The sequence below is a fragment of the Blastopirellula sediminis genome, from assembly GCF_020966755.1.
In the GTDB taxonomy this organism is placed as follows: Bacteria; Planctomycetota; Planctomycetia; order Pirellulales; family Pirellulaceae; genus Blastopirellula; species Blastopirellula sediminis.
Map to the genome: position 1 here is coordinate 2,600,152 of NZ_JAJKFT010000010.1, position 25,286 is coordinate 2,625,437.

General features: G+C 59.3%; 20 protein-coding genes. 13 read left to right on the top strand and 7 right to left on the bottom strand.

Annotated elements, in window-relative coordinates; all coding sequences use genetic code 11:
* Positions 1-93 precede the first annotated feature (93 nt).
* Positions 94-2,037, bottom strand: coding sequence for a hypothetical protein (locus LOC68_RS22190; RefSeq protein WP_230222798.1), 1,944 nt, complete (start codon positions 2,035-2,037; stop codon positions 94-96).
* 277 nt (positions 2,038-2,314) lie between these two features.
* Here LOC68_RS22190 and LOC68_RS22195 point away from each other — a divergent pair, with 277 nt between their 5' ends.
* The 3 genes from LOC68_RS22195 to LOC68_RS22205 all read left to right on the top strand — a co-directional run bounded on the left by LOC68_RS22195 (position 2,315) and on the right by LOC68_RS22205 (position 7,290).
* Positions 2,315-3,703: an HD domain-containing protein gene (locus LOC68_RS22195; protein WP_230222800.1), complete on the top strand. Its 1,389-nt coding sequence runs from the start codon at positions 2,315-2,317 to the stop codon at positions 3,701-3,703.
* Between the two features lie 352 nt (positions 3,704-4,055).
* Positions 4,056-5,492, top strand: a complete 1,437-nt coding sequence (locus LOC68_RS22200) for a magnesium chelatase (protein ID WP_230222802.1) — start codon at positions 4,056-4,058, stop codon at positions 5,490-5,492.
* 94 nt (positions 5,493-5,586) lie between these two features.
* The gene (locus LOC68_RS22205) at positions 5,587-7,290 is read left to right on the top strand and encodes a hypothetical protein (RefSeq protein WP_230222804.1); all 1,704 of its coding nucleotides are present in this window, start codon (positions 5,587-5,589) and stop codon (positions 7,288-7,290) included.
* A 10-nt stretch (positions 7,291-7,300) separates the two neighbouring features.
* Here the strand turns inward: LOC68_RS22205 and LOC68_RS22210 are convergent, their stop codons facing one another.
* Both LOC68_RS22210 and LOC68_RS22215 read right to left on the bottom strand, forming a co-directional pair.
* A complete protein-coding gene (locus LOC68_RS22210) occupies positions 7,301-7,930 on the bottom strand; it encodes a hypothetical protein (RefSeq protein ID WP_230222806.1) in 630 nt (209 codons plus the stop codon).
* Positions 7,931-8,039: 109 nt separating this feature from the next.
* Complete coding sequence (locus LOC68_RS22215) at positions 8,040-9,101, bottom strand: NAD(P)-dependent alcohol dehydrogenase (RefSeq protein WP_230222808.1); 1,062 nt, start codon at positions 9,099-9,101, stop codon at positions 8,040-8,042.
* A 287-nt stretch (positions 9,102-9,388) separates the two neighbouring features.
* Here LOC68_RS22215 and pepF point away from each other — a divergent pair, with 287 nt between their 5' ends.
* The gene (pepF, locus tag LOC68_RS22220) at positions 9,389-11,230 is read left to right on the top strand and encodes an oligoendopeptidase F (protein ID WP_230222810.1); all 1,842 of its coding nucleotides are present in this window, start codon (positions 9,389-9,391) and stop codon (positions 11,228-11,230) included.
* A gap of 217 nt (positions 11,231-11,447) precedes the next feature.
* Here pepF and LOC68_RS22225 read toward each other — a convergent pair whose 3' ends face one another.
* From LOC68_RS22225 to LOC68_RS22235, 3 genes are read right to left on the bottom strand one after another with little or no spacing between them, the layout of a single operon-like run.
* The gene (locus tag LOC68_RS22225; RefSeq protein WP_230222812.1) at positions 11,448-12,731 is read right to left on the bottom strand and encodes a S1C family serine protease; all 1,284 of its coding nucleotides are present in this window, start codon (positions 12,729-12,731) and stop codon (positions 11,448-11,450) included.
* A 7-nt stretch (positions 12,732-12,738) separates the two neighbouring features.
* Positions 12,739-13,269: a hypothetical protein gene (locus LOC68_RS22230; protein ID WP_230222814.1), complete on the bottom strand. Its 531-nt coding sequence runs from the start codon at positions 13,267-13,269 to the stop codon at positions 12,739-12,741.
* Positions 13,259-13,825, bottom strand: a complete 567-nt coding sequence (locus LOC68_RS22235; RefSeq protein ID WP_230222816.1) for an RNA polymerase sigma factor — start codon at positions 13,823-13,825, stop codon at positions 13,259-13,261. The genes LOC68_RS22230 and LOC68_RS22235 overlap by 11 nt, the downstream gene beginning before the upstream one ends.
* 460 nt (positions 13,826-14,285) lie before the next feature.
* Between LOC68_RS22235 and glgA the strand changes: the two genes are divergently transcribed.
* The 5 genes from glgA to LOC68_RS22260 all read left to right on the top strand — a co-directional run bounded on the left by glgA (position 14,286) and on the right by LOC68_RS22260 (position 21,318).
* Entirely contained in the window at positions 14,286-15,791 is a 1,506-nt protein-coding gene (glgA, locus tag LOC68_RS22240; RefSeq protein ID WP_230222817.1) for a glycogen synthase GlgA, read from the top strand.
* A gap of 250 nt (positions 15,792-16,041) precedes the next feature.
* Positions 16,042-17,043: a galactose-1-phosphate uridylyltransferase gene (locus LOC68_RS22245; RefSeq protein WP_230222819.1), complete on the top strand. Its 1,002-nt coding sequence runs from the start codon at positions 16,042-16,044 to the stop codon at positions 17,041-17,043.
* A 127-nt stretch (positions 17,044-17,170) separates the two neighbouring features.
* Positions 17,171-19,342, top strand: a complete 2,172-nt coding sequence (locus LOC68_RS22250; protein ID WP_230222821.1) for an alpha-amylase/4-alpha-glucanotransferase domain-containing protein — start codon at positions 17,171-17,173, stop codon at positions 19,340-19,342.
* 33 nt (positions 19,343-19,375) lie between these two features.
* Positions 19,376-19,876, top strand: coding sequence for a hypothetical protein (locus LOC68_RS22255; RefSeq protein ID WP_230222823.1), 501 nt, complete (start codon positions 19,376-19,378; stop codon positions 19,874-19,876).
* A gap of 182 nt (positions 19,877-20,058) precedes the next feature.
* Positions 20,059-21,318 carry a metallophosphoesterase gene (locus LOC68_RS22260; protein WP_230222825.1) on the top strand — a complete coding sequence of 420 codons (1,260 nt, stop codon included), beginning with the start codon at positions 20,059-20,061 and terminating at the stop codon, positions 21,316-21,318.
* Positions 21,319-21,396: 78 nt separating this feature from the next.
* Here LOC68_RS22260 and LOC68_RS22265 read toward each other — a convergent pair whose 3' ends face one another.
* Positions 21,397-21,903: a DinB family protein gene (locus tag LOC68_RS22265; RefSeq protein WP_230222827.1), complete on the bottom strand. Its 507-nt coding sequence runs from the start codon at positions 21,901-21,903 to the stop codon at positions 21,397-21,399.
* Between the two features lie 138 nt (positions 21,904-22,041).
* Between LOC68_RS22265 and LOC68_RS22270 the strand changes: the two genes are divergently transcribed.
* From LOC68_RS22270 to LOC68_RS22285, 4 genes are all read left to right on the top strand, one after another.
* Positions 22,042-22,836: a DUF4198 domain-containing protein gene (locus LOC68_RS22270; RefSeq protein WP_230222828.1), complete on the top strand. Its 795-nt coding sequence runs from the start codon at positions 22,042-22,044 to the stop codon at positions 22,834-22,836.
* 36 nt (positions 22,837-22,872) lie between these two features.
* Positions 22,873-23,658 carry a DUF2185 domain-containing protein gene (locus tag LOC68_RS22275; protein ID WP_230222830.1) on the top strand — a complete coding sequence of 262 codons (786 nt, stop codon included), beginning with the start codon at positions 22,873-22,875 and terminating at the stop codon, positions 23,656-23,658.
* Positions 23,659-23,757: 99 nt separating this feature from the next.
* Positions 23,758-24,525 (top strand): energy transducer TonB, encoded by a 768-nt coding sequence (locus LOC68_RS22280; RefSeq protein ID WP_230222832.1) that lies wholly within the window; start codon positions 23,758-23,760, stop codon positions 24,523-24,525.
* Between the two features lie 2 nt (positions 24,526-24,527).
* Complete coding sequence (locus tag LOC68_RS22285; RefSeq protein WP_230222834.1) at positions 24,528-25,277, top strand: DUF1559 family PulG-like putative transporter; 750 nt, start codon at positions 24,528-24,530, stop codon at positions 25,275-25,277.
* The last annotated feature ends 9 nt before the right edge of the window (positions 25,278-25,286 follow it).

Genomic DNA, 25,286 nt, shown 5'->3' on the forward strand with positions numbered 1-25,286 from the left:
GTGGGGCGGTGCGCGGCTAGATGCTTCCTGCCGACTTCGTCGGCCCAGATAGCGGGAGCTATCTGGGCTAACCCGTTGTCGTTGATTCGACGACTACTTTCGCAGCGTCACGCCGGTTTCCATCCAACCATCGGGCTCGGTGGTGACGAAGAACCCGGCCGGGCCAAGGTAGGGCGCCATTTGCTCGAACGGCGGCAACTTCGACGCGTCGAGCTCTTGCATGCGATGCTTTTCATCTTCGTGACCGATCGCCCAGATGCGATTGATCGCTTCGCCCAGCAGCGACTTCGACTGCGGCATTTGATTGGTGCGAAGCATTTCGTGGGTGACGCGGAACGATTCGTCGGTCCGGCCGAACTGATAGAAGCTGTCCTGGTCCAAGCCAAGCGAAGCGAGCGCTTTTTGGACGCGAACGAAATCGGTCGCTCCGGCGAGATCGGATTTGCTCAGCAACGTCTTTTCCAGCAAGCCGACATGCGACGAAACCAACAACCATTTGTCATGGATGGTGATCGCCATGTTCGGCATTTTCGGTTGCTCTTCTTCTTCCTTGGCGGTCGCCATTACCAGGGCGGTCGGCATCGTCGGGCCGACAATCGTCAGGGTCGGCAGTTCTTCTTCGACTTCCTCCAGCTTCCAGCCTTCGATCTGGTTGCCGTCGGCGTCTTTCAGTTCGAGCGGTTCGGCGTTCGGTTCGTTCTTCAGGATCTTCCAGACCGCCGCTTTCACCTTGGCGACGTCGGTCAGTTCGACCGCCATCAAGCGGCGTTCGCTTTCGGTGGTGACCGGAATGGCGCAGTCGGAAATCAGAATCACTTCGTCGCCGAGATACGGCACGATGTCTTGCGGAATGTCGACCTGCGGACCGAGGTTATCTTCCTTCAGGCTTTCCATCACTTCGTCGAAGATCTCGTCGTCGGCGTAGGCGTTGACGATCGTCTTCACGTACTTGAAGGCGTCCTGCATGTCGAAACGGAAGGCGAAATAGGTCGCCACTCCATCCGGAACCCATGCCGGCGGAGCGATCATCGCGCCGTTGGGGAAGTCCATCACGCGGGCGCCGCGGACGAAGCGGTCGCCGGGAGCGGCGCTGGGATCGTTGGGAGCGTAAGCGAACGAGCGGTGCAGAATGTCGAATTCGTTGTTCGGGCCAACGTTGAAGTTGACGACGCCGCCGCCACCTTGGATCGCTTCAAAGCCTTCCCCTTGGAGCAGCTTCAGCAGGTCCTTGCCGCGCTTCTTGCGACCGCCCGATTGGGCCCGCATCACTTCGACCAGGCCGAACGGTTCGACGAACCAGCGGATATCGGGCGCCAGGCCAGCCGCCGCTTTGTCGACGCGGGCTTGCACTTCCATGTAAGCCTTCAAACCGGAGAGGGGAGTGGCCGCTTTGCCAGCCGCTTGGGCTTTCACGACGGCGGTCATCACGTCCAGGTTATCGCCGGCGAGGAGCTGGTCTTGGTTGATCAGGTAATAAGCGATTCGCGCTTCGACTTCCCCTTTCTTTTTCGGGAAGACGTATTTGACGCCGGGGGCGCCGCCGATGGTGACGCTCGACTTCACGGCGCCTTGCTCGACTTGATTCTTGTCGATCTTGGCGAGCAGCGCGTTCGCTTCTTTTTGCTTGCCGGTCACGTCGACGATCAGCATCATCGCGTGGGTCGGGTTATCCATCTTCGGGTAGTCTTCGTCTTTGCCCGGTTGGAGCAGCGCGAAGGCGATTTCGCCGGCGTAGACTCCCTTCAGGTCGTCGACCTTGATCCCCAGCTTTACGCCGCCATCCGAAAGCCGCTCCTTGAACTGCTCCAGCAGGTCGTCGGTGAACGGCTTCATGTTTTCGTGCTGAGCCAATTCCCCCAATTGGGTCTTGTCAAAGTGAGCGCTCAGCTCGTCGAAATCGGGAAGGGAGACGAAACCCTTCGTCGTGTCGGGCAGCAGGTCCACAGCCGGAGGGACCGCTAAGGCCAGGGAGGTGGAAGCGGCAACGCAAATTGCGCAGATTGCCAAACGGAGACTCGGTGGCATGCGAAATTTCACTTCTTTTCTTCCTCCGCCTTACTTTCTATCTGCCTGATCGAGAGAGTGTGCCGGCATTCGCCTGTCGCGCACTCTTCCTATATCGGCAGCGGCGATCGCAAATAAAAACAATGTGTGGTCAGGAAACGCTTGCCGGTTGGTCTGCTATCACAAACCGGTCAAATTGTGCCGGATTTTCCGGATCCATGATTCTGAAGCGCCTGCGCAGTTTATGCAACCTGACTGGTCAGGGCAAACCCGGTGGACGCTACCGGGGACAAGTTTCATAATCGGCCGGATGAATCCATATTCTAGCGAAAGCCTCTGTAGCGACCCGATCCACGGCTATATCCCCTTCGTCGTTGATGGCGAGCCTGGGGAAGTGACCGAGCGTCAGATTATTGACTCTCCCTGGGTGCAGCGGATGCGGCAGATTCATCAGCTGCAAACTGCCTGGTGGGTCTACCCAACGGCGGAACATACCCGCTTTCAGCACATTTTGGGGGTAATGCACCTCGCGAGCCGGGCGATCGAGCAGTTGTATCCGAGCTTGAAAGAGTCGTGCCCGGACGTGCCGAGCCGCGGATATGTCGAAACGCTGTTACGCATGGCGGGGCTCCTGCACGACGTCGGCCATGGTCCGTTCGGCCATTTCTTTGACAGTCATTTTCTGTCGCAATATGGTCTGACGCACGAGAAACTAGGCGCCCAGATTATTGAAGAAAAACTTGCGGGGATGCTCTCTCAGCTCCGCCGAAACCCCAATAGCGCCCTGGAACCAGACGAACAGCTCAATCCGAGCGAGATCGCCTGGCTGATTCAACGTCCGCGTGAGGAAGAGCAGTCCGCCTGGCCGCAGTGGCTTATTCACTTGCGCAGCTTGCTGAGCGGCATCTACACGATCGACAACATGGACTTCGTCCTCCGCGACGCCTACATGACCGGCTACAGCAGCCGTTCGTACGATCTCGATCGCTTGCTTCATTACAGCTTTTTCACGCCGAAAGGGCTGACGATTCATCCGCGCGGCATGGGAGCGCTGAATCGCTTCATGAATGCTCGCGCCGATCTCTTTCACAATGTCTATTTTCATCGCGAAGTGATCGCGATCGACAAAGGGTTGGAAGACTTGTTCCGCGATAGCCGCGATCATTTCTTCCCCGGCGATCCCTCGCACGATCTCGAGCGTTATCGGCAGCTGACCGAGTTTTCGCTGCTGGTCGACGTCGCTCGCTGGAGCCAAAGCGAAGATCCGCAACTGCGGGCACTGGGCCAGCGGTGGGATCGCTTGTTGGAGCGGGATATCCACTGGAAGTTCGTCTGCGAACGCTCGATCAGCTTCAATGATGCGACCGCCGAACAGTCGAACATTTTGCGCTCGGACCGCATGGCCGAAGTCGCGATCCGCGATGGACTGCCGGCCGAGCTGAAAGAGTTGCCGCTGAAGGTGGCGGTCAGCCGGTATATCTTCCGGCACGAAACGGCCGGATCGCAGCAGAATTATTTGTACGATGCCGCACACAACGAAGTGCGTCCGCTGACCAGCGATCAGATTTTTCGCAGCCTGCCGATCAGCCGCAAGATTTGCCGGATCTACGCGGAAAATACCGACCACGCGCGGCAGCTATCGTCCGCATTGGACGCACTGTTCGGGGGACATCGGATCGACGATCTGACCAACATGTGAACCTGGTTCCTGGTTTCCCCTACTTCTTGAAGAATGGAACACGGAGGCCACGGATAAATCACGGTATTTCACGGCAAATCGAAGATGTAGGGCGGCTGGAATAAACGGAAGTCGAAATGCCACAGCAACGTGGAGTTGTTCGCTTTCCTGGCCCGCCTTTTGGCTTGCAGTCGCAATGTTGGGTTTCGCTTCGCTGCACCCAACCGACCACAGAGACTTTCTCTTGCCGTGTCTTTCCGTGGTTCTTCACCGTGGCCTCCGTGTTCCAGTTTCCGGTCAGTTGGCGATTTGTCGGAGCGCGCTATAATGCCCTGCGACGCGACCACTTACGAATCTTTGCGACAGGAATCTCATGGCGTCTGAATCGTCCGCAGAGCGGACCCATCGACCGCACACGCTGCGCGAGCTTCGCGACAGCGGCTGGAAATCGAAAAGCGTAAAAGACGAAATTCGCGACAACTTTGTGCGGATGCTCTCGGCGGGAGAGCCCCTCTTTCCGGGCATCGTCGGTTATGACGATACCGTGATCCCGGAGATCAACCTGGCCCTGTTGGCCGGGCACGACATGCTGTTCCTGGGCGAAAAGGGGCAAGCGAAAAGCCGCATCATGCGGATGATCTCGCGGTTTCTGGACGAAGAGGTTCCGTATCTCGACATCCCCGGCTGCCCGGTCCACGAAGATCCGTTTCATCCGATCTCGAGCGTCGCCAAAACCTACCTGGCGACCCATGACGAAAACCAGGTCCCGATCGGCTGGTGGAAGCGGGACGATCGCTATGTCGAACGGCTCGCGCCGGGGACCAAGTTCGCCGACGTCATCGGCGAAATCGATCCGGCCAAGTTGGTCGGCGGCGTAAGCATGTCGACCGAAGACGCGCTTCACTTTGGTTTGATCCCCCGCATGCATCGCGGCATCTTCGCGATGAACGAATTGCCGGAACTGGACGAGCTGGTGCAAGTCGGTCTCTTCAACATGCTGGAAGAACGCGACGTGCAGATCCGCGGCTATCCCGTGCAGTTCGACATCGACTTGCTGTTGCTCTTCTCGGCGAACCCGGCGACCTACAACCGAAGCGGCAAAGTCATTCCGCAGCTGAAGGATCGCATTGGTACCGTCGTGCACACGCACTACCCGCGCGAGCGTGATCTTGGCATTCAGATCATGGAGCAGGAAGCGGCGGTCGATCTCGGCGGCGACTTTCCGGTCGTCGTTCCGTATTTCATTCGCGAGATCTTGGAGCAGATCACCGTCTGCGGTCGTAAGAGCAAGTACATCGATCACCAGTCCGGCGTCAGCGCACGCTTCAGCATCGCCAACTATCGAACCGCAGTCGCCAGTGCGCGACATCGCGGCGTGATCCTGGGCGAAAAGCCGTCGGTCGTGCGACTGTCGGACCTGGGGCATCTCTACTCGTCGTCGCTCGGCAAGCTCGAGCTCGACATGATGGGGAGCCATCAGATGTCGGAACGCCAGGTTCTCGACGCTTTGATCGCCGAAGCGGTCCGCATCGTCTTCAGTGAGTATGTCGAACAGCACGGGCTGGAAGCGATCGGCGACATCTTCAGCCGCGGTGTGAAGATCGAAGTGGGGGATTTGCTCCCGTCGAGCCAATATGCCGAACGGCTGAAACATGTGCCGCCGATCTGGGACAAAGCGTTTGAGCTGAACGCCTCCGAAAACGAAGCGATGCGGGCCTCCTGCGTCGAGTTCGTGTTGGCCGGCTTGCACGCGATGGATCGCATATCCCGCTCGCAGCAGCATGGTCGGATCGAGTACGAGTTCGAATAGTAGTGACTTGCGTTGAAATTGACTGGTGCCATGCTCTTGCGGCGTCTTCGCCGGATGAGCATGTCTTCCCCGCGCGAAACGAATAGGGGCTAGCGTGAAACAACCTTACCGTCCCGGCGGCGTCATCCACACGTATCAAAAGTACGATCCGCAGCGGTTCCCCAGCCCGACGCAGGAGCCCCCGGACCTCGTCTCGCCGGCGATGGAGCATATGCTGATGTACGGCGAGATGCGCGAGCTGACGCCGGAAGAGTTGGCCCGCGCGATCAAGCTCGATCCGAGTCAGATCGCCGGTCTCGGTCCGAGCCTCGAAGCGCTGATCAAAATGCTCCAGGAGCGGAAGCGGAAAATCCTGGAGACGTACGAAACCGACAGCGTCCAAAAGAAGGCCCGCAAGAACTACTACAAAACCGCCAAGCAGATCGACTATCCGAAAGGAAAGCTGGGAGACGCCGCCCGAGCTGCGGTCGATCAAGAGCAGATCTACTCGCTGGAACGGTTGTGGTATCTGGCCGATGACGCCCGCTCGCCGCTGGCCGGCGAATTGGTTCACTTGATCGAACGGCTCGGCGAAAAGTACGAAGTTGACGAACTCGCTGCAAAGTGGGACTTCACCGGGCGGACTTCAATGACGATCCCCGAAGCGATCGCCATCAAGGAAGAGCTAGAGCGAATCGACGAGCTGCTGAAGCAACTCGACGAGGCGAAGGAGACCGCGCAGATCGGCGTGATCGACATGTCGGAACTGTCGCAGTTCGCCGAGCCGGGGCAGATGGAGCAGTTAATGGAACTGCAACGTCAGCTGGAAGAATACGTCCGCAACATGGCGGAGCAGCAAGGGCTGACCGGCAACAAGGGCGCCTTCCAAATCACTCCCCAGGCGTATCGCATCTTCCAAGGAAAGCTGCTCGAGAAGATCTTCTCGAATCTGCAAGCGGCTCGGACCGGTCGTCATCAAGGACCGATTCTCGGCGAAGGCGCCGTCGAACTGCAGCAGACGAAGCCGTACGAGTTTGGCGATTCGATCACGCAGATGGATATCCCGCAGTCGATGATCAACGCCATCCTGCGTCAGGAAGGAGAGTTGCCGCTCCGGCTCAAACCGGAAGATATCGAAATCCACAAGACGCGCAACAGCCCGAAGTGTGCGACGACCGTCATCATGGATATGAGCGGTTCGATGCGATACGAAGGGCAGTACGTCAACGTCAAGCGGATGGCGCTCGCGCTGCAAGGTTTGATCCGTAGCGAATATCCCGGCGACTATCTGCAGATGCTGGAGATGTACTCGTTCGCCAAACCGGTGAAGCCCGGCGATGTGATCGGCCTGTTGCCGAAACCGGTGACGCTGCACGATCCGGTCGTTCGCCTGCGGGCCGACATGAGCGACCCCAGCGCCAGCGAATTCCGAATTCCGCCCCACTTCACCAACATCCAGCACGCGCTGCAGCAGTCGCGGCTCTTCCTGGCCAACCAGGACACGCCGAACCGCCAGATCATTTTGATCACCGACGGTTTGCCGACGGCCCACTTTGAAGGCTCGCAGCTCTTTTTGCTTTATCCGCCAGACCCATCGACCGAAGCGGCGACGCTGCGTGAAGGCGCCCTGTGCGCACGCGAAGGAATCACGATCAACATCTTCCTGATCCCCAGCTGGTCGCAAACCGAAGAAGATGTTCGCTTCGCCTATCGCTTAGCCCAAAGCAGCAAAGGAAGAGTCTTCTTTACCGCGGGGCGCGATCTCGACCGCTACGTGATCTGGGACTATGTCCAGCACAAACGCGAGATCATCGGCTAACGCAAGCAAGCTAATCCGTTTCCTTCCCCTCCAGCGCCAAAGTCAAATAGCTCTCCGGCCCGCCAAAGATTTGATCCAGCTTCTTCGACGCGTCGAGCAGCAGTTGCGTGTTGTCAGGGTGCTGCGTACGTAGTGCCGGCGCGCGGGTAATGTGGGCGGTAGCGGCGATGCTGTACGCGGGATAGTTGTAGAACAGCCATGCAGTGTAAGGATCATGCTGCATCATCGCTTGGAGATAGAGTTCAGCCAACTCGTTGGTCATGACGATCGGCTCCCCTTCGACCGGAGTTACCCGGCCTGAGCCGATCGCATCGGCCATGACGGCGCGGCAATACGTGATCGAGCCGGTCAGCGATTCGCCAAGCAGCAGGAGCAGCGTCCAACCTGTCAGCAGCGGATCCCCTCCGGCTTCGACCAGCAATTGCGACAGCTTCGTAAAGCGATTCGTGACTAAACGATGGACGCGTGCGTCCGCCAAGACTTCTTGCGCCAGCGTGAGCGACTCATTCAACTGCTCGACGCTCGACCCAGGGATTGCATCCTCGACCCCTTTGACCGCCGCGTCGATCAGATCCATTGTCGCTTGAGGAGATCGGGCGATTTCGGCCAACTGGTTCATCGCTGCGGGCAAATCAGGCACGTCGTTCTGGCTCCATGAAAAGAAAAGGGGCGTCCGACTCTCGCTCAAGTCGGACGCCCCAAAAGTTTGACGCAAATCTCAACAATTTTCCAGTCGTAGCAAACCCGGACTACTCCGCTTTCAGCGAAGCCATATCGATCGAGAAGCGATACTTCACGTCGCTCTTGACGATCCGTTCGTACGCTTCGTTGATCTTTTGGATCGGGATCACTTCGACGTCGGCGGTGATGTTGTGCTGGCCGCAGAAGTCGAGCATCTCTTGCGTTTCGGCCAGGCCGCCGATCGGGGAACCGGAGAAGCTGCGGCGTCCCATGATCAGGCCGAAGACGTTGACCGAGAGCGGTTTGTCCGGGGCGCCGACCATGGTGATGTTGCCGTCGCGGGTCAGTAGTTGGATGTAGGCGTTGATGTCATGCTGGGCGGCGACGCAGTCGAGAATGAAGTCGAAGCTGCCGACATGCTTGTTCATCTCGTCCACGTTTTTGCTGATCACCACCTCGTCAGCGCCCAGCCGTTTGGCGTCTTCGACTTTGCTCGGCGAGGTCGTAAAGACGACCGTATGGGCGCCCATCGCATGCGCGAGTTTCACCCCCATGTGTCCCAAGCCGCCAAGGCCGACGATCCCCACCTTTTTTCCCTTGGTCACGCCCCAATGTCGCAGCGGCGAATAGGTGGTGATCCCGGCGCAGAGCAGGGGAGCGGCCCCGGCCAGATCCAAGTTTTCGGGAATGCGCAGGACGAACCGCTCGTCGACGACGATCGAGTCGCTATAGCCGCCATAGGTGACCGGCGCCGTCCCATGCCGATCGGGCGAACCGTAGGTCAGCACCTGACCGGGGCAGAATTGTTCGAGCCCTTCGCGGCAGTTGGGGCACGTATGATCCGAGTCGACCAAACAGCCGACGCCAACCAGATCGCCCGGCTTGTATTTGCTGACTGCCGAGCCGACGGTGACGACGCGACCGACGATTTCATGCCCAGGGACGGCCGGATAAACGGCCGGCATCACTTCATGCCATTCGTCGCGAGCATAGTGAATGTCGGAGTGGCAGATGCCGCAGAAGAGGATTTCGATCTGCACGTCGCGCTCGGTCGCGGTCCGGCGTGCAATGGTCGTTCCGGCCAGCGGCGAAGTTTTACTAGCGGCGGCGTAGGCTTTGGCGGTAAACATCGGATCGGGGTCCTTTTTGGTTGTCTGTTCCTGACGTTGGTCAGTCCTGATGAAACCATTAAAGGCCCTGGCCCCCGCGATTCGTAGCGACGATCCTCCTGACGTTTTGCCTAATCCTGCGACATCCAAAGATGGGCCGCCGTTTTTGATCTGACCGCGACTTGCCGTGGAGCTGTTGTTCCATTCTTCTGACGATGCGGTAAATCTTTGCCAGGTTCTCTCTTTTCGCAGCGGGCCCGTGGCGTTACGATTGCGACCAGAACCGCTACAAATTGCCGAGGATAAGAATGGCCGCCAAGAAGAAAACTGCGAAGAAGTCCCCGAAAACGAAGTCGAAATCTCTCCCCAAACGCTCGGAAGTCGCCGTTGGCGATACCTGGGATCTCACGAGCTTGTACGACTCGCCGGAAGCGTGGGAAAAGGACTTCGCCAAACTGGCCAAAAAAGAAGCTGGGTTTGAGAAATTCAAAGGGACCTTGGCCGAAAGCGGCGCCGCGTTGGCCGCCTGTTTGAAGTTTGATCTGGAAGTCGATCGGCTGGCCGAACGGATCGGCACCTACGCCTTTTTGAAGACGACCGAAAACCAGGCCGACGACGAAGCGCAGCGGCGGATCGCTCGTTACCAATCGGTCGCCAGCAAGTTGGGTCAGGCCGCTAGTTACATTTCGCCCGAGATCCAGGCGATTTCCTCCAAACGGCTCGGCGAACTGCTCGACGAAAAGCCGATGAAGCCGTATCGACTGATGGTCGAACGGATGACCCGCTACAAGAAATATACGCTGAGCAAAAAAGAAGAGCGCATCCTGGCGATGCAGAGCGAAATGTCGTCGGCCGCCGGCCAGGCGTTTCGCCAGTTGCTCGACGCTGACTTGAAGTTCGGCACGCTGAAGAACGAGCATGGCGAAGAGGTCGAATTGGCGAACTCGAACCTGAGCGAGTTCCTCGTTTCGCCTGACCGTAACGTTCGCAAAGCGGCGTTCCACCAGTATTACGCCCAGTTCAAGGCGCACGAAAATACTCTGGCCGCGACCCTCTCCGGCTCGGTCCAGCGCGACGTCTACTACGCCAAGGTTCGCGGCTACGACAGCGCCATTCACCAGGCCCTGTATGCTGACGACGTGCCGCAATCGGTCTACGACAACCTGATCCAGTCAGTGCACAACCATTTGCCGGCGCTGCATCGCTATTACGATCTGCGTCGCCGCAAAATGAAGCTCCGCGACATTCATCACTACGACACCTACGTCCCGATCCTGAGCGACATCAAGACGCGTCACTCGTGGGACGAAGCGGTCGAGGTGATCATGGACGCCCTGATTCCGCTCGGCAATGAATATTGCGACGTCCTGAAGAAAGGGTTGACGACCGCTCGCTGGAGCGATCGCTATCCGAACGCCGGCAAGCAAAGCGGCGCGTTCAGCTGCGGGACGTTCGACGGGGCGCCCTACATCCTGATGAACTACAAGCCGGACGTGCTGGACGACGTCTTCACCCTCGCTCACGAAGCGGGGCACTCGATGCACAGCTACTATTCGGCCGGCAATCAGCCGTATCAGTACTACAACTACACGATCTTCGTCGCCGAAGTGGCCAGCACGTTCAACGAGCAGCTGCTCAGCCAGTACATGCAGGAAAACGCAGACGACGACAAGCAGCGGGCCTACCTGGTCAACCGCGACATCGACGCGATCCGCGGCACGATCATTCGCCAGACGATGTTCGCCGAGTTTGAGAAGATCACGCACGCGATGTGCGAAGCGGGCGAACCGCTCACGGTGCGAACCTTCCAGGAAGCGTACCTCGGCCTCTTGAAGAAGTACTTCGGTCCGGACTTCGCGATCGACGACGAACTGTCGCTCGAATGCTTCCGGATTCCGCACTTCTACCGCGCGTTCTACGTTTACAAGTACGCGACCGGGCTCTCGGCCGCGATCGCGCTGAGCAAGCGAGTGCTGAACGGCGGCGCGAGCGAGCTGAACGATTACCTGAACTTCCTGAAGGGAGGTTGCTCGAAGTATCCGCTCGACCTGCTGCGGGACGCCGGGGTCGACATGGAACAACCGGCCGCCGTCGATACGGCGCTGGCCCACTTCGAAGGGTTGGTCGACGAGTTGGACGGTTTGCTGTAAGCGACCGTCGTTTGATACGTCGCATGGTTAGCCCCGATAGCTCCGCTATCGGGGCGGCGCAGCCGCAGGAAGCATCAATCCCCGGCGATCGCCATGGGGAGGTGCGCACGCTCAAACGACGAGCCTTCCTCCGCTAGAACTCAAGCTTCGGCCTGATGCTTCCCGCCGACTACGTCGGCCTCGATAGCGGAGCTATCGCGGCTAACCGTCCGTTCGGTTACTTTTCGGCTTCCAGCTGCTTCACCTTTTCGCGTTCGGCGTCCAGCTGTTGCTGGTAGAACTCGATCAGCTTGGCGTAGCGATCGATCGCGCGTTGCAAAATTTCGATTTGCTCGTCGCGAGGATCGACCGGCTGTTCGTCTTCGCCGGCCGCTTCCATCACGGCGAGCGGATCGCGCGGCTCTCTTTCTTTCGCGGCCAGGCGAGCCAGTTCGATCCGCGGATCGTTGAGCAAACGGCGATCGGGGCCGAGTAGCGCGATTTGATTCGGAAACTCCACGCCGCCGCCGAGCGTGACGTCGATCGTCGCCAGCTTTTCTCCCTGCAGCACTTTCAGACGAATCTTGTCGCCGGGCTGCTTGGCGAGGACCGGGCCGATCGCCTGGTAAACGGAACGAATGTAGAGCCCGTCGACCGCGAGGACCTGGTCTCCTTTGGCGATGCCGGCCTGAGCGGCAGGGCCGTTTTCTTCGACTTTCTCGACCACGACCGTTTCCGCTTTTTCGCCGGCGGTTAACGTCAGACCGAGCGTCGGACGCCGGCGCTGCAGCACGACTACTTTGTCGGCCGCCTCCGAAGCGAGCAGCCGCTCAATATGTTTGCTGGGGACAGCATACGTACGGGGAGCGTCGTCATTCGGCTTTTGCACGGCGACGACGATGCCGGCGAGCGTGGCGTCAGGATTGGCGATCCCTGATCCAGCCGCGGTTGCAGCGCCGCGGAGATCGCACTCGAGCAGCGGCGGAAGTTCGGCCCCGGGGATTTTGCGGTCGACCGCTCCGAGCATGCCGAAGGTTTGCACCGCTTGAGCGGCGCCCCAACCAGCGGCCGAAATCACCCAGCGGCCAGAAGCAGGTTCTTTCGGCGACAGCGTGATCGCGGGGACTTCCAGTTCGGTCAGCTCGAGAATCGCCAGGGTCGAGAAATGGTCGATCACTTTCAACTGCGCGTCGGCCTGACGACCGTCAGCCAGCGTCACGCGGAGGCGACTCCCAGCTTCGTAGCGGAGGCAGGTGACGATGCGCTTGGGCGCAATCGCGACGCCGGTGCAAACGGTGACCCGCGACGGCGAGTTGGGTTGCTTGGCGAGCGGATCGGCCTCTGCGCCTTGCGGCGCGGCCGGCAGCGCGATCATCCGGACCGTGACGGTGGCGTCGGTCAGCTTCTTCGCGGCAGCTTCGAACTGCGGCAGCTCTTCCGCGCAGACCAGGCCGGTAGCCAAGCCGCAGGCGGACAACGCCAGCAGGATTGCTGCGAATCGAATTGTCGACGTCAAAGTCATGGGCGAATTACAGCGAAACGGCGACCGAAGCGGCGTCGTGCTGCATCAAGTCGAGCAGCGCGTCGAGTTCAGCGGCGTTAGGACCTTGTTGGACCGGCTGCGGAGCCGGCAAGGAAACCTGGTGAATGTTCGGCGAAAAGTCGACCTGCGGCGCGACGATCGGCGTCACGGCGACATGGGGCGCAACCGGGGTCGGCGGCGACGCCGGGCGACCATTCCAGACGAGCGCGGCAGTGACCAGCGCGACCGGCAGCATCCACAGCAGCGCCCGCCAAGGGGACGGTCCGCGGGGAGGAGCGGCCAACTCGGCTCGCTGCGCACGTTCCGGTTGCAGCAGTTCACGCTGCACGCGATCGGCACGATTCGACTCGTGCAGACGCAAGGCGTCGCAGCGGAGTTGATCACCCAACAGCAACAGGTCGTCGGGAAGCGCGGCGGTTTCCCACGCTTCGTCGGTTAGTTCAACTTCCGGCAGATCGGCTTCGGGCGAAGCGTCGTCGAAATCGCCGGGATCAAAAATTCGTGGTTCAGATGGCATCGGATCGTGAATCTCCAAGTTCGCGAGGGATCTCGCGTAGTTGGCCGGGGCTTTCGGCAACCAGTTTTCTGAGGGTACCCAATCCATGGAAAATGCGACTCTTCACCGTTCCCAAGGGACAGCCGAGGATATCGGCGATCTCCTGGTAGGGGAGCTCTTCGCCAAAGCGGAGGACGATCGCTTGACGTTGACCGTCAGGCAGCTCGGCCGCCAGGCTCCAGAGGCTCCGTTTCCATTCTTCCGATACGACCGGCACATCCGCTGCGACCGCTGCGGCCGACCCGTCTTGCTGCTGGGCCAGCTTCTCGGTTTTTTCCTGATGCATCCGCCTTTTGCGGCGCAATCGGCGCTCCAAGTTCAGCAGAATCCCGTACAGATAGGTGTAGGGACTACTCCGTCCTTCAAACTTGGTCGGGTCGTTGGCGACGATCAAAAAGACCTCTTGGGCTAGATCGTCGGCATCCCAGGCGTTGCCGCACATCAGCAGCGCCGCCCGGTGGATCCGGTCGAAATAGAGGGAGGTCAGGTTTTCGACGTCAAGTCCGCGAATTTTCATGAAAATTTTTTCTTGAAGTTCGGCCGCTCTGGTAGGGGATTCAAGGCGAAGTTACGCCGCAAAGGATTCGATTTAACGGTATATTAACGCCCTGCAATTCACTCCCGCCCTGATTGGCCTCCGGACTTGGTCGGAAGTCGCCGCACAAAGGTTAGTGCCCTCCCCACGGGCGTAAGTTCAAATACGCAGGCAGATTGCGTAACCTGCCCCCTTCCTCGGCGTCAAAATAGAGGTATTTGCAAGTAAACCGATACTGTGCAACACTTTAGCCAAAAGAGGTTTGAGTTTGTCGGCACGCTAGTACAATCGTTGAATATTTTGCAGAGCACACTGTTTGCGCAGATTTCGGAAACCCCCAGTCTTTCCTGTTGTCTTACCAAAGCGCCTATCTGTGTGGTATTATTTTTCGCAACTTTGCTGTCTCCACCTTAGATAGCCCCGCCCCAGGAGTTTGGCGACTTTGAATATTCTACTCGCCAGCAGTGAGGTATACCCGTTCGCCAAAACCGGCGGCTTGGCAGACGTTTGCGGTTCTCTTCCCTTAGAATTGCGACGTTTGGGCCAGGATGTCGCGGTCATCATGCCCGCGTTTCGGCAGTGCTTTACATGCGGTCAGCCCATTGAAGAGCTGCCCATCCATTTCGACTTGCCGATCGGAAGCAAGGTCGTCAGCGGCCAATTGCTGAAAAGCTTTTTGCCGGGATCGGACATTCCGGTCTATCTGGTCAAGAACGACGAATACTACGATCGCCCTCAGTTATACCGCGAAGACGGCGAAGACTACCAAGACAATTGCGAACGCTTCGTTTTCTTCTCGCGCGCGATCCTGGAAGCGATTCGGTTGCTCGAATTGCCGGTCGACATCATTCACTGCAATGACTGGCAAACCGGCCTGGCTCCGGCCTATCTCGATATCGAATACGCCGCGACGCATGGCTACGAAAAGATCGCCACGTTGCTGACGATTCACAACATGGCGTACCAGGGCAATTTCTGGCACTGGGACATGGTCCTGACCGGACTCGACTGGAAGTACTTCAACATGCATCAGATGGAGTTCTACGGCCATCTGAACTTCCTGAAGACCGGCATCGTCTTCGCCGATTCGATCAGCACCGTCAGCCCCCGTTACGCCCAAGAGATTCAAAGCAGCCCGCTCGGTTGCGGTCTGGAAGGCGTACTGCGTGATCGCGCCAACGTCTTGTCGGGCGTGGTGAACGGCGTCGACTACGACAAGTGGGATCCGGCGACCGACGACGCGATCGCCGTGAAGTATGGCCTCGGCGATTGGGAAATGGGGAAGCCGGCCTGCAAGAAGGCGCTTCAGCAAGAATTCAACCTGCCGACCGATCCTCAAGCGCCGATCATCGGCATGGTCGGTCGTATGGCCGATCAAAAAGGTTTCGACCTGGTCGCCGAAGTGATTCAGGAATGGGCTCGCACGCGAAACACGCAGTGGGTCATCCTCGGCACCGGCGAACCGGGACACCAGACGCAACTGGCCCAGCTTGCCGAGCAATATCCCGACAAGGTCGGCGTGAAGGTTGAGTTCTGCGAAGCGAAAGCGCGACGCGTCGAAGCGGGCGCCGACATGTTCTTGATGCCGAGCTTGTACGAGCCGTGCGGTTTGAATCAGCTCTATAGCTTGAAGTATGGCGCCGTGCCGGTCGTGCGCGAAACGGGCGGTCTGGCCGATACGATTACCGACGCCGACGAAGACAGTTTGGCGGACGGTTCGGCGAACGGCTTCAGCTTCCGCGAATACAGCTCGCACGCGCTCGCCGACACGCTGCAGCGAGCTTGCCGACTGTATCAAACCGACAAAGCGACCTGGAAGAAGATCGTTGATAACGGCATGGCCCAGGATTGGTCGTGGAAACGAAGCGCTGCCGAGTACGTTCGACTGTTTGAAGAGACGGCCGCCCGCAAGCAGAGCAAGGTCAGCGGCAACAAGAAGAAACGCTAAACTAGCGTTTGGCGTCTTGCTGTAGGTTAGCCGCGATAGCTCCGCTATCGGGTCGGCGCAGCCGCAGGAAGCATCCATCCCCGACGCATCGCGATGGGGAGGTGCGCATGCTCCAACGACAATCGTTTCGCCGCTAGAAAGCGAGCTTCGGCTTGACGCTTCCCGCCGACTTCGTCGGCCCCGATAGCGGAGCTATCGCGGCTAACCGGGAAATGAGACGCAACTTCACAAGGATGCTCACACCGATCTTATGAGCGAGATTCGCCGCGAGCCTCTGTTAGGGTACGAAGTCGTCATCGCCGCGCGCCGCGCCGAACGGCCCCATCAATGGGATCATGCTCTGCCGACGGCCAAGCCGCTTGATTGCCCATTTTGCGAAGGAGCGGAAGTTTCGACGACTCCGGAGTTATGGGCGGCTCGCCCGGAAGGTTCGCCCCCCAATGGACCCGGCTGGAAAGTGCGCGTCGTGGCGAACCGCTTTCCGGCGTTCGACATGTCGGGAGAGGTGAGCGAAACCCACCCTGACGATCCCTTCTTCCCCAGTCAGACGGCGCATGGTTGGCAGGACGTGGTGATCGAGACGCCGGAGCATCTGGCCAGCTTCACCGAACTACCAGCCGAGAACGCTCGCCTAACGTTCGTCGCCTATCAGACTCGGCTCTCCGCCCTAAAAGAGGCTGGTCGTTGCAACTATGCGCAAATCTTTAAGAACGTCGGCGCTGCGGGGGGAGCTTCGCTGGAGCATAGTCACAGCCAGATCATGGCGACCGAGCGGACGCCGCTGCATGTGCAAAAGGAATTGGACGCCAGCCGCGACTATTTCCACCACTATGGCCGCTCTTATTGGGCCGAACTGATCGAGCGCGAGTTGGCTGCGGCTGAACGTATCGTCTATGCAGACGACGACTTCGTCGCGTTCTGCCCCTTCGCGTCGCGCGTGCCGCTGGAAACGTGGATTCTGCCGCGGCAAGCGAGTAGCGATTTTTGCGGGGTTGATCTTACTCGATTGGAACAGCTTGCCCAGCTTACTCAACGCTGCCTGGCGCAGATCGAAAAAGCGTTAGAATTCTCGGCTTACAACTATCTGATTCACACGTCTCCGTTTGACATAAATGCGCAGGCCTACTATCACTGGCGGTTAGTGATTTTGCCGCGCGCAACGACGCAAGCCGGTTTTGAGTGGGGGACGGGGATGTTCGTCAATCCTGTTCCGCCGGAACGAGCTGCGGAGCTGATGCGACTGGCGAAGTAGGGCGGACTGTTGCGAATCGTCGCTTGTCGGCGCCGACCGCAACCTGGAAAAGCGCTCCCCTCGTCGGCGGCTTTGCCGATTTGCAAAGTTAGCTGTCGTATTCACCTTCCTCTTGAACGACCAAGCGATGAGCAACTCGATCCGCCTTTGCCTTGTCCTGCACAATCATCAACCGATCGGCAACTTTGACGGCGTCTTTGAGCAGGCATATCAAGACAGCTATCTGCCGTTCCTCGACGTCTTCGATCGTTTTTCGGATGCGATCAAAATCGGTCTGCATACCAGCGGACCGTTGATGGAATGGCTCGACATTCATCATCCCGAATATCTTGATCGCCTGGCCGCGCATGTTCGCGCAGGCCGCATCGAGATCATCGGCGGCGTCTTCTACGAAGCGATCCTGACGATGATTCCGGGTCGCGATCGCGTTGGTCAGATTCGCAGCTACACGCAGTGGCTCGAGAATCGACTCGGCGCGACGATCGGCGGGATGTGGATGCCGGAACGCGTTTGGGAGCAGCAGCTAACCTCCGACATCGCTGACGCCGGCATTCGCTACACGCTGCTCGACGACTTCCACTTCAAGAACGCCGGCGTGCAGCAGGACAAGCTGTACGGTTATTACGTCACTGAAGAAGCGGGCCAGGTGTTGTCGATTTTCCCCGGCAGCGAACGGATGCGATACTTGCTGCCGTTCGCCGAGCCGCAAGAGACGATCGATTATCTGCGCGGCATCGCCGAGAATCATCCGAACAGCGTCGTCGTCTTTGGAGACGATGGTGAGAAGTTCGGCACGTGGCCTGACACGAAGGCGCACGTCTACGATCGCGGCTGGTTGCATAACTTCTTTACGGCGCTGGAGCAAAACCAGGATTGGCTCCACACCACCACGCTCGCCGAAGCGGTCGATTCGCTGCCGCCGGTCGGTAAGGTCTTCCTGCCGGAAGGCAGCTACCGCGAAATGACCGAGTGGGTTCTCCCGGTTCCGCAGCAGGTCGCGTACGAAGACCTGGTTCACGAACTGGAGCACGAACCGAACTGGCCCCGCATCAAGCAGTTCGTCCGCGGCGGTTATTGGCGGAACTTCAAAATTCGCTATCCCGAAACCGACGAGATGTACAGCCGCATGATGGCGGTCAGCAAGCGCTTGGATCTGGCGCGTCGCAAGAGCGGCGCCGATCAACATCTGCTCGATTACGCACAAACCGAACTCTATCGCGGGCAGTGCAATTGCAGCTATTGGCACGGGGCGTTCGGCGGCGTTTATCTGCCTCACCTCCGGAACGCCGTCTACAACCATCTGATCGCGGCCGACAACATTATCGACTCGGCGATCGGTCAGCCCGGTTCGTTCATTGACGCGGAAGCGGCCGACTTCAACTTTGACGCTCGCCAAGAGGTGAAGCTGGTTGATGAAAAGCTGCTCGCGCTCTTCGCTCCTTCGCAGGGTGGAATGATGTACGAGCTCGACGTTCGTACCATCTGCCACAATCTGCTGGCGACTCTCACGCGTCGACCGGAAGCGTATCACCGCAAGGTGCTCGCCGGACCGTCGTCGGCCGGCGGCGAAGTCGCGAGCATCCATGATCGCGTCGTCTTCAAGCAGGCAGGACTCGACGAACGTTTGCAGTACGACTCGTACGCGCGCAAGAGCCTGGTCGATCATTTCTTCGACAACGACGTACCGGCGCCGCTGGTCGCCAATGGCGAAGCGCAGGAACGGGGCGACTTCGTCCACGGCGCTTACGAAGCGAAGATTCGCCGCAATCCCGATCGCATTCAAGTGCAGATGAGCCGCGAAGGGAACGCCTGGGGCGTGCCGCTGAAGATCACCAAGGGGATAACCCTTTCGGCCGGCAGCTCGACGCTGGAGCTCGCCTATCTGATCGAAGGGGTCCCGCAAGATCAGCCGATGCACTTTGCGGTCGAAATGAATTTCGCCGGTCTGCCGTCAGGCGCCGACGATCGCTTCTTCCATCAAGGAGACGATCGCTTGGGACAGCTCGGTCAGCGGTTGGACCTGCACCAGACGACGACGCTGGGTATGATCGATGAGTGGCTCGGGGTCGACGTCCGTTGGGAGGCTGATCAGCCGACCAGCGTTTGGACCTTCCCGATCGAAACGGTCAGCCAATCGGAAGGGGGCTTTGAATTGGTTCACCAAAGCGTGGTGATGATGCCGCATTGGTGGATCCAAGGGGACAAAGAAGGGCGCTGGAGCGTGACGATGAAGCTGGAAATCGACACGTCTCTAGCCGAAAGTCGAATGCCATCGCAGGAGGTAGCGGCGACGACGTAGAACTTCCAGCAGGTCCTAGGCGGATCTAATGCGATGGTTTCTGCGGATATGATCGCGCAATCGCTCAAGGCTCTCTTGGGCGAAGCGCTGGACGGCGGCAAGCCGGAGGGAAGTTGGTTTATCAACCGAAACGACCCCGGGCTGATACGTTTACTCTATCGTTATTCGGCGCTCGAAGCGTCGACTCCACCGGCCCCGGGCCGGATGCCGATCGCGGCACATGCCGAACATCTTCGGTATCACCTCTCGTTGATCGAGGCGACCTTGCGCGGCGAAACCGACGCGTTCGCCAACGCCGATTGGACCGCGGCGTGGCAAGTTCGCGAGATCCGGGACACCGACTGGCACGCCACGATCGCCGAGATCGAAGCGCTCGGCCGCGTCTGGCTTGAAGCGTGCGAATGTCCGCACGACTGGGACCAGACGATGCTGACCGGCGCGTTCGCCTCGGTCGCGCATTTGGCCTATCACATGGGAGCGATTCGCCAGATCGGGCTGATCAACGAGTCGCGCGACGACTACAGCTATCGCTAGTTGACTCGTGATATGATCGGCAGGTTGCCGAAGTTTGGCGTCTGTTGCCCGGCGATCCGGTCGCTTTGGGGGAAAGACTTTACGTACCCACTGCGGGCGGTTAAACCGGGAGAATCGCGGCTGCGCATTCTGCCTTTTCGCACGCCGCTTTGAACCATCCCGCCCTCTCGGAATCCTTCCCCATGAGCGATCCTGCCCCGCGTGCCGATCGGCGCGAATTCATCACCCAGATGTCGACTTTGGCCGTTGGCGCCGGCGCTTTGGCGGCGCTCGCCGCGCCTACGGAAGCGGCGGAAAGCGAAGTCACGCTGCAACCGGGACCGCCGGTCTTGCAAAACCCGACGTCCAGCGCGATGGCGGTCGCGTGGTCGGTCAATCGGCTGGCGACCGGCTATGTGGAATATGGAGAGACGCCCGAGTTGGGGCAGCGGGCTTACGCTCCGGAAACTGGTTTGAACCCGCTCAGCAGTCGGTTCCTACAGGCCCGTCTCACCGGACTGACGCCAGGGAAAAAGATCTACTACCGCACGGTGACGACGCCGATCACCTTCGCCAACGCCTATAGGATCGAACAAGGCGACCCAATTGAGAGTGAGGTCTACGCGTTCGAGACTCCGAGCGCCGATGCGGCCGCCGCATCGTTCGCCGTGATCAACGACACGCACGAGAAGCTGGAAGTGTTGAAAGCGGCGACGTCGCAGTTGGCCGCCGATCCGGCCGACGTGACCGTTTGGAACGGCGACATCTTCAACGACATTCGCAGCGATGATCAGATCGTCGCCCAAGTATTGCGTCCCGCCGATGCGCCGTACGCGTCGACCCGGCCGATTCTGTTTACCAGCGGCAATCATGACGTTCGCGGATCGCACGCTCGCGCGTTGTCGGCGGCGCTGCTCGATTGGCCGGATCAAGGCGCTTTGGGACGCAACTTCGCGGTGCGGCAAGGTCCGCTCGCTTTGATCGGTTTAGATACCGGAGAAGATAAGCCGGACGCGCATCCGGTCTTCGCGGGGCTAGCCAACTTCGAGCCGTATCGCGAAGCGCAAGGAGCGTGGCTGGCCGAAACGCTACAGCGTGCCGAGATCGCATCGGCGCCCTACCTGGTGATCTTCTGCCACATTCCGCTCTGGGGACTTCCCGGCGACAACCCCGGCGACACTTTGGAAGGTTACGCCAGCTATTGTCGCCAAGCGCAACGAGCGTGGCATCCACATCTGGCGAAGGCAGGCGCCCAGCTACTCATTTGCGGGCACACCCATCGCTTCCGTTATGATGCGCCGACCGATGAGCGGGCCTATGGACAGATGGTCGGCGGCGGGCCGAGCTTGAGCGGCGGAACGATCATCCGCGGTCGGGCCGATAGCAAAGAACTGAAGATCACAGCGACGTCGCTCGACGGCAAGTCGCTCGGCGAGTGGAGCATCTCGCCGCGGCAAGGATGATCCAGAGCGGAATCACTCGAGGGAAAAAAACGGCCGCAAAGTGCGGCCGCTTACCTTGAGGTATTTTAATCTGATTTGTTAGCGAAGAGCCTTCCGGTTCTCTTTCACGTGCTCCAAATGGTGGTGGACGTGATTGATCGCGTGCAGCACCAGGTGACGCAGCGTCAGGGTGCCGAGCTCGCTGAGGGTCGCTTCGCGATTCCAGGCGTCACGCGGCAACAGTCGCAAGGTGCGAGCCATTTGGCGGCGGGTCGCTTCGATCAGCAGCAGTTCTTCTTCCAGGTCGTGATGCTGATAGTCCATCGCGTCGTTGTAGCGAAAGCCATCAACTTCAATCAATTCCGGTCGATCGGTCGCGGCGGTCCGCTTCATTCGATCGGCGTAGAATTGCTCGCAGTCGGCCAGGTGGCAAACGACCTCGAGCGTGCTCCACATATCATCAACCGGCTTGGCGGCGATTTCCTCTTCGGTCATGCCCGCGATCGCGGCGCGGATTTCAGAAGAACCCTTTTCGTAAGCGTCGATCAATTCTTCGATCGAAAACTCCTCGTGCTTGGGAGGCACGGGAGCAAGTGTGGTAGGCATTTTGGTATGGTGGGTAGTGGGCGGATCGCTAGGGACCAGCGCCGCAGGTATCATGTAGCGGAAAGTACATCATTTTTATTCTACGGCTCGAATTCAAGTCGGGCCGTAGATTTTCTCGGCTTTTGAGGGTTTCCACGAATGTACCTACGGGCACTTTTATGCGTATTGTGCGTTTCTACGCCTCTGTGTGCGCACGATACATGGGTCGAAACCAACTCAAATGTAATCCGGACTGGGGATGCGATTTACGTCGACCTCAAACTCGGGAATCACGGCAATGATCATCGCGATTTTAAACTAGCGAGCAAGATCGATTTGACCGACTGCAAGCTGGCTATCGCGGGTCCTAGTGGTAAGGAATTTGACCTTATTCCCGAGCTGGTTGACGTCGGTTACGCGCCCAAAGAGGGATACTGGAACGCCAAGTTCGCGGCCGCAAAGCCCGGCCTCTATTTGGTTTCCCACTCTTTGGACAAGCTCGTAAATCACGGCCATCCAGTTCGTACTCTCAAAAGCGGAAAAGCGTACTTCCTTGTTACAGACAGTTTGGACAAAGTTGCTGAAAACGTTCCCGGGTACGACAAGCCGCAGGGACACCCGTTGGAGCTCGTACCGCAGGTTAGCCCGGTTGCGCCGATGGGACCGGGGCAGCCGATCACCGTTCAATTGCTACTTCACGGCAAGCCTTTAGCGGACGCGGTCGTTTCGTTCATCCCGCGGCGGCAGACGCTGAAGCCGGAGTTCGACGAAAACTTCGAACGCAAAACCGACGCCCAAGGGATCGCCTCGTTCACGCCGACCACCGGCGACCAGTACCTGGTCGTGGCGCATCATCATGCTCTCGATGAAAAGACGGCCGACTATGACGAGACCGCTTACTCGGCGACGTTGACCGTCTTTGTCCCTGAAGTTTGTCCTTGCTGCGGCGAGTAGTCGCGGCGCGTTGATCTTCGCAGGAATCGAATCTGCATGACTGAAAAGAAGTTTCGCTTGGCCGCGGATCAGATCGAGTCGCTCATTGAGCCGATGGGAGGCTGCATCGCCACCGATCGAATCACGGTCGACGGTCAGCCGGTCGGCTATATGTATCGCGAACCTCCTTCCAATCCGGATGACAGCGGCTGGCGGTTCTTCGCCGGCGACGAATCGGACGATTATGTGAACGACGCCGACAACCTGGAGGTGTACGACGTCAACACGATCGCCAACTACGATCGCGAAGTGATTCCGCTGCTCGACTCGCCGATCGGCAGCGCCTTCGCGCGAGAAGGAGACGAGGGGGAGTTGATCGCCGTCGAAAGTCCGTTTGAAGCGGACGAACTGTTGCACCCGGACTTTCCGATTCTGGAGCCCGGCGTCTTTGCGCTCACCGATCGCTGGTCGCTCGATTTGCCCCTGCGCTTCAACAAGCGGCTGGAAGAAGATGGCCAGATGGTGCTGTGGCGCCCCGGCGTCACCATCTACGCTAGCGTCTGGGGGATTCCGGAAGATTACGATTCGTCCTTTGAGCTTCTCCGCGATCTGACCCGTGACCGGGACCCGGACGCCTTTGACTATCAAGAGCTGAAAGAGGGAAAGCTGCTCCGGATCGCCTATCGTCTGGTCGAGGATCATGACGGCGTCGACGTCCATGCGCTCTACTGCTTCGTCGCCGACGCCGATGGCTACGTCCATCTGTCGATTTACTTCGACGCGCCGGAGGATGTAGATCTCGCGAAGTCGATTTGGCAGGGGATCGCTTCCTCCGCCCCCTAACGCTCCAGGTCGACGCTAAGGCCCTCTTCAGCTAATCTGGACTCTTTGTCAGAGCGGGTTGGTCCCGCTCCTGTTTCGCCGTATTTGCTTTCACGCTCGATGCTCGCTCGGACTTCCACAATCTCGTACTTCACCAGCATTTCCTTGCACGTCGCAGCGGCGGCGGCGCTGGTGTCATGGAGCATCCGGCCCGAAAGTTGGCGGCATCAGGTCGACGCCGGCGGAACGGTCACGCTGACCGCGACGATGGCTTCGGCCGAGTCGCAGCTGCAAGACGCCCCGGCGGTCGAGATCGAAGTGATCGAGACGGCGGAGGGGAGCGACGAAACGACCGAAGAGGCGCCGCTCGATCTGCAAAAGCAGCCGACCGCGATTCCGCTGCCGCTTGAGTCGTCGGAGGTGATCTTCACGCCGCGCAGCGCCCCGGCCGCCATGTCGCGAAAAGAAGCGGCGTCGCAGCCGACTCCGGCCGAAACCCAACCATCCGAAACGCTCCCCCGCCGCGAAGCGACGAAAGAGCCGCTCCCGGAGTCGGTCGTCGCCGAAGCGTCGCCCCCGACCGTCGATAGCGTCGCCGGCGCACGGATCGACGTTCCGCCGCAACCTACGCCGACGAACGCAGCGCCTGGCTATCCGCCCACTTCCCGTAGTCGCCGCGAAGAGGGACGGGTTATCTTGCGGGTCACGATTTCGGCGACCGGCGAAGTGGCCGAAGTCGAAATCTTTCAGTCGAGCGGATTCGAACGACTGGATCAGGCGGCGCTGCTGGCGGTAAAACAGTGGAAGTTCACGCCGGCGCAAAGCGAAGGACGCAACGTGGCGACGCGTGTGAAGATCCCCGTCTCGTTTTCTCTGCGTACCGATTGAGTATGCCGCGACTATTGTCCACCTTCCAACGACTCACGCGGGGGATGATGGGCCTGATTGTCGTCTTGCTGCTGGGTGCCGCGGCCTTTTCCTGCTGCTTTCCCTATCAGGCGAAGAGCCAGGCCGATTTAGAAACGATAGCGCGGGCAGTCTATAACTATCGGGATTTGTTCAACGATTTTCCCCCGCTGGTTGTGACCGACGCCGAGGGAACTCCGCTCCATAGCTGGCGAGTGCTGATCGTTCCCATGGTCGAATCCAATGGCTTCTATGACGCATATGATCTCGACTCTGCCTGGAACGGCGAAGCGAATGTCGACTTGCGAGATGGAACGCGGCGAGATGACGGGGCGAAATTCCCGAATCCCTCCGACGTCGCTGGGGCCTTCACTTCGGAGCGAAGGCCCCACATCCTTGAGACGATCTACGTGGCGGTGGCGCGGGGACCGTTGCAGGAACGCCCGTTTGACCATGGCAATGAAGCGCCGCAGGCAGGGCATTATCTGTCGCGCGATCAATCGTTCATCATTCTCGAAGTCCAGAACTCCGGCATTCATTGGATGGAACCACGCGACGTAAAGCTGCAGTTAGAGAGCTTTCCTGAGTGGACGGGCGTCGACGATATCCGTGATCAGATCGTCCGTTCCGTCGAGGTCTTTCGTACGACGTCCTATGACTACAAGGATGCGTGGCGCGTGCGTGATCGGGAGGAGACGCTCGCTTATCTTGACTCGCTGCGCGAACGTCCTTAGGCTTTCTCG